A 14,916-nucleotide genomic window follows, 5' to 3' on the forward strand; every position below is an offset into this window, starting at 1 on the left:
GATGCAGGACTTGCTCGGCGCCACCCTGATCCTGCTGGCGGCATGCAGCCTCGCGGCGGTGGCGACGGCGGCGTTCAGAGTACCCGCCTTGCTGGGTTACCTCGCCGTCGGCGCCTTGCTGGGCCCGTCGGTCAGCGGTGTAGTCGCGCCGGGAGAAGCGCTTGATTTTCTGTCCGAGCTGGGCGTGGCCCTGCTGCTGTTCATGGTTGGGCTGGAGTTCTCCCTCGGGCACTTCTGGCTTTCCCGTAAAACCGTATTGGCGGCCGGCAGCTTGCAGATGATCGCTGTCGCCACGCCACTGACCTTGATGTTGATGTGGCTGGGACAGCCAGTTCAGAGCGCTGCGTTGCTCAGCACTGCGGCGGCCATGTCGTCCACGGCGCTGGTCAGCCGACAGCTGGCCGACCAAGGCGAGCTCACCACCCGCCACGGCCGCAGCGCCATCGCCGTGCTGGTCTTTCAGGACCTGGCCAGCGTGCCCCTGCTGGCCCTGCTGGCGATCTGGGCGCGCGGCGAGTCGCCGAAGATCGAGAGCGTGCTGCTCGAAGTGTTGGGCGTGCTGATGTTGTTCGCGGCAGCGGCCCTCGCCTCCCGTCGTCTGTTGCATGGCCTGCTGGGCTGGGTGGCGCGGCAGGGCCACGAAGAATCCTTCGTGCTGGTTTCCTTGTGCGTGGTGGTGGCTGCCGCCGCTGCTGCACACGCGGTCGGCGTATCCGCCGCCCTGGGTGCGTTTTTGGCCGGCATGGTGCTGGGCGAGAGCGACTTCCGTCACCACATGGAAAGCCACCTCAAACCGTTTCGCGATGTGTTGTCGGGGGTGTTCTTCGTGACCATCGGCCTGCAGTTGGACGGAGCGCAGATTCTTTCGGCACCACTGGCGGTGTTCGCGTGGCTGGCAGTGCTGGTACCGGTCAAGATCGGGCTCAACACCCTGGCCTTGCGGGCGACGCGCCTGTCCGCCCTCGATGCCTGGCGCACGGGCATAGCGTTGGGGCATGGCGGCGAGTTCGCCCTGCTGTTGTTGGGCATGGTCTTGCAGCAGCATCTGATCCCCGCGACCGTCGTACAACCCATGCTAGTTGCGCTGGTGCTCAGCATGGCCCTGGCACCGCTACTGATCCGCCATCACGATGTACTTGCCCGGTTCTTGAGCCGCACCGGCGGCGTCATTCAGCCACCCCAGGCTGAAGAAGTCGAGATCGCCGCGCAGACGGCGCGATATCGAGACCATGTCATCGTTTGCGGCGCGGGCGAGCTTGGCCTGACAGTCAGCGAGATTCTTCGCCACGCCGGCGTGGCGCATCTGCTGCTGGAGGCGGACGCGCAGAAGGTCGAGGCCGCGCGTGCCGCCGGCGCGCCGGTGTTCCATGGCGATGCCAGTCGGCCCGATACCTTGCTGGCTGCCGGCTTGACGCATGCGCACATGGTGGTGCTGACGTTCGCCCATGCCCAGCAAGCGTTGCGCATCGCCCAGGCGATTGCCGAGCGCCGTCCGGCGCTGACCTTGTGGGTGTCATGCAGAAGTACGACCGCGGCCGATGCATTTCGCGCCATGCCCAACGTGCGTGTGTACCAGCAATCCTTTGCCGCAGGCCTTGGGCTGGCGGAACAAGTGATGTCGTCGCTTGGCATGTCGGCCAAGCTCGTCGAACGAAACATCAGTGCGATGCGCCGCCGTCTCGACAGCGGCAATGTCGCAGGGAGTCCATCTGCATGAAGTCAACAGGCCGCAATCCATTTCAGGTCTTCCGTGACCAATGGGCCATCATGAGTTTATACGAGCGCTTCGAGCAGGTCGTCGCCCTCGTTCTGTCGGCGGTAATTGCCGTCATCATCGTGGTGTCGCTGTTCCAGCTCATCGCCATCGTCTTCACGCTGCTGGTCCTCGATGCCTTCAATCCCCTGGATCACAAGGTATTCCAGAGTGTGTTCGGCATGATCATGACGCTCTTGATCGCGATGGAGTTCAAGCATTCCATTGTTCGCGTGGCGCTGCGTCGGGACAGCATCATCCAGGTCAAGACCGTGATCCTCATCGGTCTGATCGCGCTGGCGCGCAAGTTCGTGATCCTTGACCCCGAGGCGAGCCCCGCAAAGATAGCCGCGCTGGCAGGCGCCACGCTGGCTCTGGGTGCGACCTACTGGCTGCTGCGCAAGCGCGGCGACCGCGCCGCCGAGACCTCTGAGCATGACCCGTCATCATCCCAGTGATCCGCGCACGGCGCTGTTGCAACACCGCTGGCTCAACCGCCTGCAGACCGGGCTGTTGGTCCTGACCCTGGTCGGGATCGCAGCCGCAGCAGGGAGACTGCCGTTTGGGGAAGGCGGCCTGTGGCTCGCGCTGTTTGCCGTTACAGGTGCGTTGCTGCTGGAACCGGTAGCCGCGTCGGCGCTGAGCTTGCGCCTGTACCGCGTACGGGCCTTGCACCCGCAAGAAGCCCACGAGATGTGGGCCCTGTTGCGCGAGCTGCCCGCCCGTGCCGGTTTGCCCGCCACGCCGGTGCCGCACTATGTGCCCAGTGCCGTCGTCAACGCCTTCGCCACCGGATCGAAGCAGGAGGCATCGATCGCCCTCACCGATGGCCTGCTGCGCAGCCTGAGCCCACGCGAGCTGGCGGGTGTGCTCGCGCACGAGATCGCGCACATCACCAATGAGGATCTGCGCGTCATGAGGCTGGCGGATTCCGTCAGTCGCCTCACGAGCCTGCTGGCCCTCATGGGACAAATCGCCATCCTGCTCAACCTGCCCGCGCTGCTGGTTGGCGCGGCGGAGGTCTATTGGCCTGGTCTATTGTTATTGGCCGCATCGCCCCAGCTGGCCCTGCTCGCACAGCTCGGCTTGTCTCGCGTGCGTGAGTTCGACGCTGACCGCCTCGCGGCGGAACTGACGGGCGACCCGCAGGGGCTGGCGTCCGCGCTGGCGAAAATCGAGCGGGTCAGCCGCTCCTGGCGTGCCTGGCTGTGGCCGGGATGGGGCAATCCCGAGCCCTCCTGCTTGCGCACGCATCCGGCAACGCAAGAGCGTATCGCACGCCTGCTGACGTTGGCGCCTGGGCCAGCATCAGCGTTGCCATTCCACGCGCCCCATTTCTTGCCGGAATCCGCTGTGACGCCGCGCCCGCCGCGCTGGCACCCGAGCGGGCTGTGGCGCTGATTGCCTATCAACAGGAGACTTCTCATGGCCTACCCCGACCCGTACCCACGCCCCGCACCGGACCCCTTCATCCGGCGCTGGCTCTTCATCACCGCCTGTATTGCCACGCTCATGCTGCTGTGGCAGTTCCTGCCCGCCATCGAGGCCTGGTTCAGTCCGCGCGAGGCGGCAGATCGCACCGTGACGGCGCGTGGCGATCTGGCGGCGGACGAGAAAGCCACCATCGAACTGTTCGAAGAATCGCGCGCTTCGGTGGTCTACATCACCACCGCGCAGCTGGTGCGCGACGTCTGGACTCGCAATGTCTTTTCCATGCCGCGCGGCACCGGTTCGGGCTTTATCTGGGACGATGCCGGCCACGTCGTCACCAACTTCCACGTCATCCAGGGTGCTTCTGAAGCCACGGTCAAACTCGCCGATGGCCGCGACTACCAGGCCGCGCTGGTGGGGACGAGCCCAGCGCACGACATCGCCGTGCTCAAGATTGGCGTCGGTTTCAAGCGCCCGCCGGCCGTGCCGGTCGGCACCAGTGCCGACCTCAAGGTGGGTCAGAAGGTGTTCGCTATCGGCAACCCCTTCGGCCTGGACTGGACGCTCACCACCGGCATCGTCTCCGCGCTCGACCGCTCGTTACCCGGAGAAGCGGGCGGCCCGGCCATCGATCACCTGATCCAGACCGACGCCGCCATCAACCCTGGCAACTCCGGTGGGCCGCTGCTCGATTCGGCAGGAAGGCTCATCGGCATCAACACGGCGATCTATAGCCCCTCCGGCGCCTCGGCCGGGATTGGTTTCGCCGTGCCGGTGGACACCGTCATGCGCGTAGTCCCGCAACTCATCAAGACCGGTAAGTACATCCGTCCGGCGCTGGGCATTGAGGTGGACGAACAGCTCAATCAGCGCCTGCTTGCACTGACCGGAAGCAAGGGCGTGTTCGTGTTGCGTGTTACCCCTGGTTCGGCAGCGCACAAGGCCGGCCTCGCGGGTGTCGAAGTCACGCCGCAAGGCATCGTGCCGGGCGACCGCATCATCGATGTTGATGGCAAGGCGACGGACGATGTGGCCAAGCTGCTCGCGCGGCTAGACGACAGGAAGGTCGGCGATGTGGTGGTCTTGTCAGTGGAACGGGCCGGCAAATCGCGCGAGGTGCGTGTGGAGCTGCAACCCGGGAATTGATTGAACTGAACCTGTGGATCAGGCGGTAGTGCAGCGTCGCGGCGATTGAGGTTCTCAGGTCTTCGGCCAGGTAGCGTTCCGCCTCAACCTCCGTAATTTTCGGATGCGATCTGCCTATCCGAATAGGCAAGCATGCAACGCCGGAACCTCTTGCCAATCATCGAAGGAGAAAGCGAGGCGCAATCCGCATGAGGTGGACGCAGGCCAGGAACGAGGCAAACAGGAGGCCGCATTGGAACTCAGACTACTGCGCTATTTCGTTGCGGTCGCGGAAGAACTGCATTTCGCGCGAGCGGCCGAGCGCCTTGGCGTAGAACAATCGCCTGTGTCGCGCGCAATGCGAAATCTCGAAGCCACGCTCGGCGTGCAGTTGTTCGACCGCAGCGCGCACCAGACGCGACTGACCTGGGCCGGTCAAGTGTTCCTCGGTGAGTGCCGGCGCGTGCTGGCCACCGTGGAGCAGGCGGTGAGTGCCGCAAAGGCGGCGGCGCAGGGCTATCAGGGTTATCTGCGCATCGCCATCTGCGACAGCTTGGCGCAGCCCCACATTGCCACCTTGCTGGCGCGCAGCCGCGAGGAAGAGCCCGAACTGGAGATTCGCGTCTTCGAGCTGCCTTTCGCGCAGCAGCTCAAGGGCCTGCACAACGATCTGCTGGACATCGGTTTTGCGCTGTCGGACGCGGTGAGCGAAGGCCTTGTCGCCGAGCCCGTGTGGACCGATCCTCTGTCGGTGATCGTGCCCGTGCGCCACCCCTTGTTGGCGCACGCGGAAGTGCCATTGGATGAAGCCTTGAAGTTTCCGTTGGTACTGTTCCATCCGGACGCGGGATCGGGCTGCCACCACCAGATCCAGGCGGTGCTTCAAGGTGCGTCCAAGCCGCTCAAGCTGGTAGATCAGGTGACGAGCCTAGGCGTGATGCTGACTCTGGTCGGTGCCGGTTATGGCCTAGGTTTCGCCATTGCCTCGCAGGTGCAGACCCTGAACCGCCCCGACATAACCGTTCGCCCCTTGGCCGGCACGCCGCCCATGCTGTCCACCTACCTGCTGCGCCGCAGCGCCGAACCCTCTGAGCCCATGAAGCGGTTTCTGCAGCGCGCCCGCGAGGAGTTCCTGCCAAAGGGAGATGAACCGGCCTCGTGACGTTGAGCGCTCGGGTACATTGGCTACTGCTGGCTGTCCATGGCTCGCACTGGACTTGCTCGGAGCGCGCGTTGACCAAGCGTGGTTTTTCAGTCCATAATTATGTCCATCTCGGTTCGCCGAGTGCGGAAAACTCGTTATCAATCAACGAGTTGGGAACACGATGATGTTCCCTTCACCCGCTCCACTTTCCGGCTGCACAACAGCCTGCGCATGAGCCGCCTCGTCGAAGGCGGCTTTTTTGTACCATGCGCCGAATCGCCCGGCAGCACTGCTGCGCAACGGGCCCTCGCCCGAACCGAGCCTTTCTCTGTACCGATGATGCACGACGATCCGAACGAAGCCGGCCTGCCGCCGCACGACGACGCCATTCCCGACGAAGCCGACCAAGCTGGCGAAGGCGCCGACGAAGTCAACCCGCTGCACCACCGTCGCATCCGCAGCTTCGTGACGCGTGCCGGCCGCGTGTCGACCGGCCAGCGCCGCGCGCTCGACGAATTCGGCCCGCGCTTCGTGGTCCCGTATGCGCCGGAAATGCCCGACTGGGACGCGATCTTCGGCCGCAGCGCGCCGCGCATCCTCGAGATCGGTTTCGGGATGGGCGCGTCGACCGCGGAAATCGCCGCGCACCGCCCGGGCGACGACTTCCTCGGCGTCGAGGTGCACGAGCCGGGCGTCGGCGCGCTGCTGAAGCTGATCGGCGAGCAGGGTCTGTCGAACATCCGCATCATCCAGCACGACGCGGTCGAGGTGCTCGAGCACATGATCGCGCCGGCAAGCCTCGATGGCGTGCACATCTTCTTCCCCGATCCGTGGCACAAGGCGCGTCACCACAAGCGCCGGCTGATCCAGCCGCCGCTCGTCGCGCATCTCGCGTCGCGCCTGAAGCCCGGCGCGTACCTGCACTGCGCGACCGACTGGCAGAACTACGCGGAGCAGATGCTGGAAGTGCTCGGCGCGGAACCGACGCTCGAAAACACCGCCGCCGATTACGCACCGCGCCCGGACTACCGCCCGGTGACGAAATTCGAACGGCGCGGGTTGCGACTCGGCCACGGCGTGTGGGATCTGGTGTTCCGCAAGCGCGCAGGCTGAGCGCCCCGCCCCGCGCAGCATGAAAAAAGCCCGACCGGCATCTCACGCCGGTCGGGCTTTTTTCATGCTGCGGCGCATCGACCGCTCGCCAGCCTCACGCCCAGTTCAGCCACCCGCTGTAACCCACCAGCAGCACGAACAACCCGAACGCGATCCGGTACCACGCAAATACCGTGAAATCGTGCGTCGCGACGTATCGCAGCAGCCAGCGCACGCACACGAACGCACTGACGAACGCCGCGACGAGCCCGAGCGCGAACAGCCCGAGCGAATCGACGGTGAACGCCTGCCAGTCCTTCACGGTTTCATAGAGCGTCGCGCCGAAGATGATCGGGATCGCGAGAAAGAACGAGAATTCGGTGGCCACGCGGCGGTCGAGCCCGAACAGCATCCCGCCGATGATCGTCGAGCCCGAGCGCGACATGCCGGGCACCAGCGCGAAGCACTGCGCGATCCCGACCTTGAGCGCGTCGAGCGGCGTCAGCGCATCGACCGACATCACGCGCGGCGGCTCGCTGCGTTCGCGCTGGCGCGCCTCGGCCCACAGGATGATCGCGCCGCCCACGACGAGCGCGAACGCGACAGGCACCGGTGAAAACAGCACGGCCTTGATCTTCTTCTCCAACAGGAGACCGAGCGCGATCGCGGGAATCGTCGCGATCACGACGTTCAGCGTGAAGCGTTGCGCATCGGGCCGGCTCGGCAGCCCGGACACGACGGACACGATCCGTTGCCGGTATTCCCAGCAGACCGCGAGAATCGCGCCGAACTGGATCACGACGTCGAACGTCTTCGCGTGCGAATCGTTGAAATTCAGGAAGCTGCCCGCGACGATCAGGTGACCGGTGCTCGACACCGGCAGGAATTCCGTCAGCCCCTCGACGACGCCGAGGATCAATGCCTTGCAGATCAGGATCCAGTCCATCCGTGGCCCAACTCCGAAATGGTCGAAAGAAAAGGCCACTCTTGCGCGCGCGGCCCGCCCGGCCGTGCGCGCCCCATCGTCACTTTTCGACGATCGCCACGCGTATGCCGTTTGTAAGGATCGTAATTGTACCGGGTTCGTAGTTCACCCCGGCAAATTGCAGTTGTTCCGGCTTGAACGTGTAGATCGGGTAATTGGTCAGCAACTGCGTCGCGAGCAGGCCGGCGGCGGCACCGACCTGCTGCGCGTACATCTGCGCGTCGCCGTCGAGCACGAGGCTGTCGACGGCCGGCGCCTTCAGCACGACCGAGCGGCTCGGCGCGTCGTACGCGAGCTGGCCCGACACGGTGAACTTGCCGCTGACGGGCCCGCGCAGGAACGGGCTCGCGAAATTCGCGTCGAGCTGCACGGCGACGCGGTTCTGGTCGGGCAGCAGGTTGACGGCCGGGTTCGCGAGCGACACGTCGACGACCTGCGCGACCGTCTTCTGGTAAGGAAACTTGCGCGCGACGGCCTTCTGCACGTCGCCTCGCGAGAACGTGTAGTGATCGGGGATGAACGGGAACGTCGACGCGCACGCGGCAAGCGATACGCACACGCCGGCGGCGCCGACAGCGGCAGCGAGAAAACGGCGCCGGCCGGGCGCGCGAGGGACGGTCATGCTGATTTCTCTCCTGGATGCGCCGGCCGCGTCGCGACCTCGAGGCGCGTGAGCCACGCGAGCGCGTCGTCGCGCGACGCGCCGCACATGTCGGCGGACGGCTGCAGCCCGGAGCAGCACGCGGGGCGCTCGGGCCGGCCGAAGATCATGCAGCGCAGGTCGTCGCCGAGCTGCACGCAGCGCACGCCGGCCGGCTTGCCGTCGGGCATGCCCGGAATCGGGCTGGAAATCGACGGGGCGATGCAGCACGCGCCGCAGCCCTCGCGGCACGCATGCGGCGGCAGGGCTTCGGCGGGTGCCGGCCGGACAGGCATTTCGACGGACACTCGGCTCTCTCGACGAACAACGCAAAACGGTGCGGCAACCGGACGCGGCGTCCGGCAGCCCCACCCCGCATTGTGCCATCGCCGGCTGCGACGTTATTACACAATGCGGCCCGATCGCGCGTTCATATACTCGAAAGCATCTAAAAAAGCGCGAGACCGTCATGCATTCTGGTTCTGCCGACACGATGTTCCGTCCCGATTTGCTCACGAAATACGGCGCGAACGGGCCGCGCTATACGTCGTACCCTACCGCGCTGCAATTCCGCGACGATTTCGACCCGGCCGACTACGTCCGCGCGGCGGGCGACCCCGGTGCGTCGTCGAGCGACCTGTCGCTGTACTTCCACATCCCGTTCTGCAACACCGCGTGCTTCTACTGCGGCTGCAACAAGATCGCGACCAACAACCGCCGCCGCGCGCGCCCGTATCTCGACCAGCTCAAGCGCGAGATGGCGCTGCAAGCCGCGCTGTTCGATCCGTCACGCCCCGTCACGCAACTGCACTGGGGCGGCGGCACGCCGACCTTCCTGTCCGACGACGAAACGGCCGAACTGATGGCGGCCACGCGCGAGCATTTCGCGCTCGCGCCGGACACCGACGCCGAGTTCTCGATCGAGATCGACCCGCGCACGGTCACCCCGGCGACGCTCGTCCACCTGCGCACGATCGGCTTCAACCGGCTGAGCCTCGGCGTGCAGGATTTCGACCCGGTCGTGCAGCAGGCGATCAACCGCATCCAGCCGCTCTCGATGACCGCCGACCTGCTCGGCGCCGCGCGCGCGACGGGCTTCCATTCGGTGAGCGTCGACCTGATCTACGGGCTGCCGCACCAGACGGTCGCGGTGTTCGCGCGCACGCTCGAAACGATCATCGAACTCGCGCCCGATCGCCTGTCGGTGTTCGGCTACGCGCACATGCCGCACCTGTTCAAGATGCAGCGGCAGATCGACGATGCGGCGCTGCCGCCGCCGGAAACGCGCATCGCGCTGCTCGGCCTCGCGATCGACATGCTGACGTCGGCCGGCTACGTGTACATCGGGATGGACCACTTCGCTCGACCGTCCGACGAACTCGTGCGCGCACAGCGCAACGGCACGCTGCAACGCAATTTCCAGGGCTACAGCACGCGCGCGGATACCGACCTGATCGGCTTCGGCGTGTCGTCGATCGGCAAGGTCGGCGACGTCTACGCGCAGAACGCGAAGGACCTGCCCGCGTACGGCGCCGCGCTCGACGCGGGCCGGCTGCCGATCACGCGCGGCGTACGGCTCACGCCGGACGACCGGCTGCGCCGCGACGTGATCACGCAACTGATGTGCAACCTCGCACTGCCGTTCTCGCATGTCGAGGCCCCGCACGGCATCCGCTTCGCCGATCATTTCGCGCGCGAGCTCGACGCGCTGCGCCCGTTCGAGCGCGACGGGCTGCTGACGATCGCAGCCGACCGGCTGACGATCCATCCGGCCGGCCGGATGGTCGTGCGCAACATCGCGATGGCGTTCGACGCGTACCTCGGCCAGACGTCGCGGCAGCGCTACTCCCGTACGGTCTAGGAACGGTTCGCGCCGGCCACGGGCAGGCGCCGACCGCACGCGGGCGGCCGGTTTGATAGAGTGTGAGGCTTACATCCGCTTCGCCAGCCCCCCAAAGATGCGCACCACCAAAGCGACCCACGCGGTCGAACGCCTGAAGACCCGCTCCGGCAACCCGCAATACGCGGCCGTCGCGATGGCGGGCGGCCTGTTCTATCTCGTCGACCGCTCGGGCGGCACCGCCGAGAAGCGCTGCGAGCCGCTGCCGCTCGACGAATTCGTCAAGTTCGTCGACGAATTCGGCCCCAAAAAGCCGCGCAAGGCGAGCAAGCTCGACCTCGCCTTCGAGGCGCAGATCAAGAAGAGCAAGGGGTAAAGGTCTGTTGCAGGCCGCCTGAAGGCTTCGCGGCCGTGCCGTTTGGTACAATCACGAAGTTTCTCTATCCCCGCTGATGGCCGACCAGGCTGCGTGACCACACCATGAATATCGAAAACGCGCGTTTCAACATGATCGAACAGCAGATCCGTCCGTGGGACGTGCTGGATCTGGATGTCCTGGGCCTGCTGTCGATCGTCAAGCGTGAAAACTACGTGCCGGCCGAATACCGCGATCTCGCGTTCGCCGATCTCGAACTGCCGCTGCCCGGCGGCGCCAGCAAGATGCTGTTCCCGCGCGTCGAAGCACGCGTGCTGCAGGAACTGGCGGTCAAGAAGCACGAAAACGTGCTCGTGATCGGCGCGGGCTCGGGTTATCTGGCCGCGCTGTTCGCGCATCGCGCGCAGCACGTGACGGCCGTCGAGATCGATCCGACGATCGCGAAGTTCGCGGAAGACAACCTGCGCAACGACGGCGTGACCAACGCCGAAGTCGTGCTCGGCGACGGTTCGCGTGGCTGGGCCGCGAAGGCGCCGTACGACGTGATCTGCGTCGCGGGCGGCCTGCCGGTCGTGCCGCAGGAAATGCTCGAGCAGCTGAAGATCGGCGGCCGCCTGTCGGCGTTCGTCGGCGGCCGTCCGGTGATGAAGGCGCAGATCATCACCCGCATCGACGACAAGCAGTACCGCGTCGCCGACGTGTTCGAAACGTACATCGACCACTTGGTCAACGCGATCGAGCCGTCGCGCTTCAAGTTCTGAGCGGCGGAGCCTCCATGCAGATCCTGACGCCCGCGATGCTCGCGGAATGGCTCGGCGACACGGCGCGCCCCGCGCCGGTCGTGCTCGACGTGCGCGAGCCGTGGGAAATCGCGACCGCGCAGATCGCCGGCAGCGTGGCGATTCCAATGCAGCAGATTCCCGCGCGCAGCGAAGAGCTCGACGACGAAGCGGAAATCGTCTGCGTGTGCCATCACGGGATGCGCAGCGCGCAGGTCGCGATGTTCCTCGAATCGCGCGGCTTCACGAAACTGTACAACCTGCAGGGCGGTATCGACGCGTGGTCGCGCGACGTCGATCCGTCCGTGCCGCGCTACTGATCGATCCTTCCGGCGGCGCATCACGCGTCGCCGCGCCGCCCGGCACCCGGCCGCCGGCCGCACCGATCCGCCGAACGGGCGCGCACTGCGCGCCCGTTTCTCTTTCCCTCTCCCTGTTCCGTCATTTTCCGCGTGGCGACGCCGCAGCGCCGCCGTGCACCATTTGCGCCCGTGCGCCTGCACCGCAACGGACCGTACATGCCGCACAACGCGTCATCCGCACCGCCCCGATGCCCGCCAATGGGCCGCGCAGGCACGCCGGGCGTGCATCCGCGCGACTGGCACATGCCTTGCGTTACACGATGGCCGGCGCCGCCACGGCGCACGCACATCCAACACGACAAGGGGATCTCGATGAAACGTCGCAGTCTGTTGAAGTTCGGTTCGATGGCCGGCGCGCTCGCGCTGGCGGGCAAGAGCCCGTTCGCGCACGCGGCCGACGCGGGCACCGGCCCGATCAAGGTCGGCGTCCTGCATTCGCTGTCGGGCACGATGGCGATCTCGGAGACGTCGCTGAAGGACACCGCGCTGATGACGATCGCCGACATCAACAAGAGCGGCGGCGTGCTGGGCCGCAAGATCGAACCGGTGGTGGTCGATCCCGCGTCGAACTGGCCGCTGTTCGCCGAGAAGGCGCGCCAGCTGCTCACGCAGGACAAGGTCGCGTGCGTGTTCGGCTGCTGGACGTCGGTGTCGCGCAAGTCGGTGCTGCCAGTGTTCGAGGAGCTGAACGGGCTGCTCTACTACCCGGTGCAGTATGAAGGCGAGGAAATGTCGCGCAACGTGTTCTACACGGGCGCCGCGCCGAACCAGCAGGCGATTCCGGCCGTCGAGTACCTGATGAGCGCGGAAGGCGGCGGCGCGAAGCGCTTCTTCCTGCTCGGTACCGACTACGTGTATCCGCGCACGACCAACAAGATCCTGCGCGCGTTCCTGAAATCGAAGGGCGTGAAGGACGCCGACATTCAGGAGGTCTACACGCCGTTCGGCCACAGCGATTACCAGACCATCGTCGCGAACATCAAGACCTTCTCGCAGGGCGGCAAGACGACCGTGGTCTCGACGATCAACGGCGACTCGAACGTGCCGTTCTACAAGGAGCTCGGCAACCAGGGGATCAAGGCGACCGACGTGCCGGTCGTCGCGTTCTCGGTCGGCGAGGAAGAGCTGCGCGGGATCGATACGAAGCCGCTCGTCGGCCACCTCGCCGCGTGGAATTACTTCATGTCGGTGAAGAACCCGACCAACACGAAGTTCAAGGACCAGTTCGCCGCGTGGGTGAAGGCGAACAACCTGCCGGGCGGCGCGAAGCGCGTGACCAACGATCCGATGGAAGCGACTTACGTCGGCATCCACATGTGGAAGCAGGCCGTCGAGAAGGCGAAGAGCACCGACGTCGACAAGGTGCGTGTCGCGATGATCGGCCAGACGGTGGCCGCGCCGTCGGGCTTCACACTCACGATGGACGGCAACCATCACCTGCACAAGCCGGTGATGATCGGCGAGATCCGCGGCGACGGGCAGTTCAACGTCGTGTGGAAGACGAAGACGGCCGTGCGCGCGCAGCCGTGGAGCCCGTTCATCGCGGGCAACCAGGGCAAGCCGGACGTCGTCAGCTCGATTCCGGCGTTCCTGCGCCGGCAGCGCGCGGCGCTGGCCTGATGCCGTGCGGCGCGTCGCGCTTCGAGTGCGACGTGCCGCTCACTCGCCCGCCCGCTGCCAATGCGCCGGCCGCGCTTGCCGTGACCCATCGCCCGCGCCGGCGCCACGCCGCACCGCTCCCCTTTCCCACGCCCGACAGGATTCCCCGATGCCTACACGCTTTCGCCGAGCCGCCCGCGTGATCGTGGCATGCGCCACCCTCGCGGGCCTGCTGCCGCACGCCGCGTTCGCGCTGACGGCGGCCGACACCGCCGCGCTCGCCGGCGACGACTTCGACGCGAAGACGGCCGCGATCGACCGGCTCGCCACCGACACCGATCCGCGCGCCGTCGCGGTGCTCAACGCGCTGTCGAGCGGCGATGCGCTCGCGACCGGCGACGGCCACCTGCTGCTCCAGTCCGGCGACACCGCGCACGACGCGCTCACGCAGACCGCGACGCCGGCCGGCGACGCGCAGCCCGTGATGCTGAACAACCTGCTGCGCACGAAGATCGCCGGGGCGCTGTCGGGCCTCGCGCTCGCGTCGCCCGACCTGGCCGCGCGCCGCGACGCGATCGACGCGCTGCTGAAGTCGCCCGACCCGGCGCTCAAGCCGATGATCGACCGCGCCCGCGCAAAGGAAACCGATCCGGCGCTGAAACGCCGCCTCGATGCGCTGTGGGCGATCGCCGCGCTGCACGATCCCGATGCGGCGAAGCGCCTCGAAGCCGTGCAGGTGGTGGCCGCGCGCAGCGACCTCGACATGATCGAACAACTGCGCCCGCTCGTCGCGAAAAACGCCGACGGCAGCTACGCGGAACCCGACGCGCGCGTGCGCGACGCCGCGCAACACGGGCTTGATACGTTGCACGCACTGCAGCGCCGCGGCGAAATCGTCGGCACGTTGTTCGCGGGCCTGTCGCTCGGCAGCGTGCTGCTGCTCGCCGCGCTCGGCCTCGCGATCACGTACGGGCTGATCGGCGTGATCAACATGGCGCACGGCGAATTCCTGATGATCGGTGCGTACGCAACCTATGTCGTGCAGACGCTGATCCAGCGCTACGCGCCCGGCGCATTCGACTGGTATCCGCTCGTCGCCGTGCCGGTGTCCTTCGCGGTGGCCGCGCTCGTCGGCATCGTGCTCGAACGGCTCGTGCTGCGGCACCTGTACGGCCGCCCGCTCGAAACGCTGCTCGCGACCTTCGGCGTGAGCCTGATCCTGATCCAGGCCACGCGCATGCTGTTCGGCGCGCAGAACGTGCAGGTCGTGAACCCCTCGTGGATGAGCGGTGGCGTGACGGTGATGCAGAACCTGATCCTGCCGTACAACCGGCTCGCGATCCTCGCGTTCGCGCTCGCGGTGGTGTTCGTCGCGTGGGCCGTGCTGACGAAGACGCGGCTCGGCCTGTTCGTGCGTGCGGTCACGCAGAACCGCCGGATGGCCGCCTGCGTCGGCGTGAAGACCGCCCGCGTCGACGCGTATGCGTTCGCATTCGGCGCGGGCATCGCGGGCCTCGGCGGCTGCGCGCTGTCGCAGATCGGCAACGTGGGCCCCGATCTCGGCCAGAACTACATCATCGATTCGTTCATGGCCGTCGTGCTCGGCGGCGTCGGCCAGATCGCCGGCACGGTGCTCGGCGGCTTCGGGCTCGGCCTCGCGAGCAAGGCGATCGAACCATTCTGGGGCGCCGTGCTCGCGAAAATCGCGGTGCTCGTGATGATCGTGCTGTTCATCCAGAAACGCCCGCAGGGGATGTTCGCCCCGAAGGGCCGCAGCGCGGAGGCTTGAC

15 protein-coding genes are annotated in these 14,916 nt (G+C 66.5%); 12 read left to right on the forward strand and 3 right to left on the reverse strand.

The annotated features are described in order from the left end of the window. Window position 1: 1 nt before the first annotated feature. From kefB-GI to trmB, 6 genes are all read left to right on the forward strand, one after another. Window positions 2-1,717 (forward strand): heat resistance system K+/H+ antiporter KefB-GI, encoded by a 1,716-nt coding sequence (gene kefB-GI / locus HWX07_RS11935; protein ID WP_054478929.1) that lies wholly within the window; start codon window positions 2-4, stop codon window positions 1,715-1,717. After that, the gene (psiE-GI, locus tag HWX07_RS11940) at window positions 1,714-2,211 is read left to right on the forward strand and encodes a heat resistance protein PsiE-GI (RefSeq protein ID WP_012761374.1); all 498 of its coding nucleotides are present in this window, start codon (window positions 1,714-1,716) and stop codon (window positions 2,209-2,211) included. Before kefB-GI ends, psiE-GI begins: the two co-directional genes overlap by 4 nt. Beyond that, on the forward strand, window positions 2,189-3,154 hold the full coding sequence (locus tag HWX07_RS11945) for a zinc metalloprotease HtpX (protein WP_054478931.1): 966 nt from the start codon (window positions 2,189-2,191) through the stop codon (window positions 3,152-3,154). The genes psiE-GI and HWX07_RS11945 overlap by 23 nt, the downstream gene beginning before the upstream one ends. 24 nt (window positions 3,155-3,178) lie before the next feature. Continuing rightward, a complete protein-coding gene (locus tag HWX07_RS11950) occupies window positions 3,179-4,330 on the forward strand; it encodes a trypsin-like peptidase domain-containing protein (RefSeq protein ID WP_012761372.1) in 1,152 nt (383 codons plus the stop codon). Between the two features lie 232 nt (window positions 4,331-4,562). Then, a complete protein-coding gene (locus HWX07_RS11955) occupies window positions 4,563-5,471 on the forward strand; it encodes a LysR family transcriptional regulator (RefSeq protein ID WP_054478959.1) in 909 nt (302 codons plus the stop codon). A 318-nt stretch (window positions 5,472-5,789) separates the two neighbouring features. Then, window positions 5,790-6,566, forward strand: coding sequence for a tRNA (guanosine(46)-N7)-methyltransferase TrmB (gene trmB, locus HWX07_RS11960; RefSeq protein ID WP_175876375.1), 777 nt, complete (start codon window positions 5,790-5,792; stop codon window positions 6,564-6,566). Window positions 6,567-6,660: 94 nt separating this feature from the next. On the opposite strand, the gene HWX07_RS11965 is transcribed toward trmB, so the two are convergent. The 3 genes from HWX07_RS11965 to HWX07_RS11975 all read right to left on the reverse strand — a co-directional run bounded on the left by HWX07_RS11965 (window position 6,661) and on the right by HWX07_RS11975 (window position 8,466). Further along, window positions 6,661-7,491: an undecaprenyl-diphosphate phosphatase gene (locus HWX07_RS11965; RefSeq protein WP_175876376.1), complete on the reverse strand. Its 831-nt coding sequence runs from the start codon at window positions 7,489-7,491 to the stop codon at window positions 6,661-6,663. A 79-nt stretch (window positions 7,492-7,570) separates the two neighbouring features. Further along, window positions 7,571-8,152 (reverse strand): DUF1439 domain-containing protein, encoded by a 582-nt coding sequence (locus HWX07_RS11970; RefSeq protein WP_175876377.1) that lies wholly within the window; start codon window positions 8,150-8,152, stop codon window positions 7,571-7,573. Next, window positions 8,149-8,466: a YkgJ family cysteine cluster protein gene (locus tag HWX07_RS11975; protein WP_175876577.1), complete on the reverse strand. Its 318-nt coding sequence runs from the start codon at window positions 8,464-8,466 to the stop codon at window positions 8,149-8,151. The genes HWX07_RS11970 and HWX07_RS11975 overlap by 4 nt, the downstream gene beginning before the upstream one ends. A gap of 173 nt (window positions 8,467-8,639) precedes the next feature. On the opposite strand from HWX07_RS11975, the gene hemN reads away from it, so the two are divergent. The 6 genes from hemN (at window position 8,640) to urtB (ending at window position 14,915) form a co-directional block, all read left to right on the forward strand. Then, on the forward strand, window positions 8,640-10,031 hold the full coding sequence (gene hemN, locus HWX07_RS11980) for an oxygen-independent coproporphyrinogen III oxidase (protein WP_175876378.1): 1,392 nt from the start codon (window positions 8,640-8,642) through the stop codon (window positions 10,029-10,031). 97 nt (window positions 10,032-10,128) lie between these two features. Then, window positions 10,129-10,386, forward strand: coding sequence for a hypothetical protein (locus HWX07_RS11985; RefSeq protein WP_175876379.1), 258 nt, complete (start codon window positions 10,129-10,131; stop codon window positions 10,384-10,386). A gap of 104 nt (window positions 10,387-10,490) precedes the next feature. After that, on the forward strand, window positions 10,491-11,147 hold the full coding sequence (locus HWX07_RS11990) for a protein-L-isoaspartate O-methyltransferase (RefSeq protein ID WP_006476691.1): 657 nt from the start codon (window positions 10,491-10,493) through the stop codon (window positions 11,145-11,147). Window positions 11,148-11,161: 14 nt separating this feature from the next. After that, window positions 11,162-11,485, forward strand: coding sequence for a rhodanese-like domain-containing protein (locus HWX07_RS11995; protein ID WP_006476692.1), 324 nt, complete (start codon window positions 11,162-11,164; stop codon window positions 11,483-11,485). A 354-nt stretch (window positions 11,486-11,839) separates the two neighbouring features. Further along, a complete protein-coding gene (urtA, locus tag HWX07_RS12000) occupies window positions 11,840-13,147 on the forward strand; it encodes an urea ABC transporter substrate-binding protein (protein WP_175876380.1) in 1,308 nt (435 codons plus the stop codon). 148 nt (window positions 13,148-13,295) lie between these two features. After that, on the forward strand, window positions 13,296-14,915 hold the full coding sequence (urtB, locus tag HWX07_RS12005; protein WP_175876381.1) for an urea ABC transporter permease subunit UrtB: 1,620 nt from the start codon (window positions 13,296-13,298) through the stop codon (window positions 14,913-14,915). Window position 14,916: the final 1 nt, after the last annotated feature.

The sequence above is a fragment of the Burkholderia sp. BCC0097 genome (assembly GCF_902832985.1).
Taxonomy (GTDB): Bacteria; Pseudomonadota; Gammaproteobacteria; order Burkholderiales; family Burkholderiaceae; genus Burkholderia; species Burkholderia orbicola.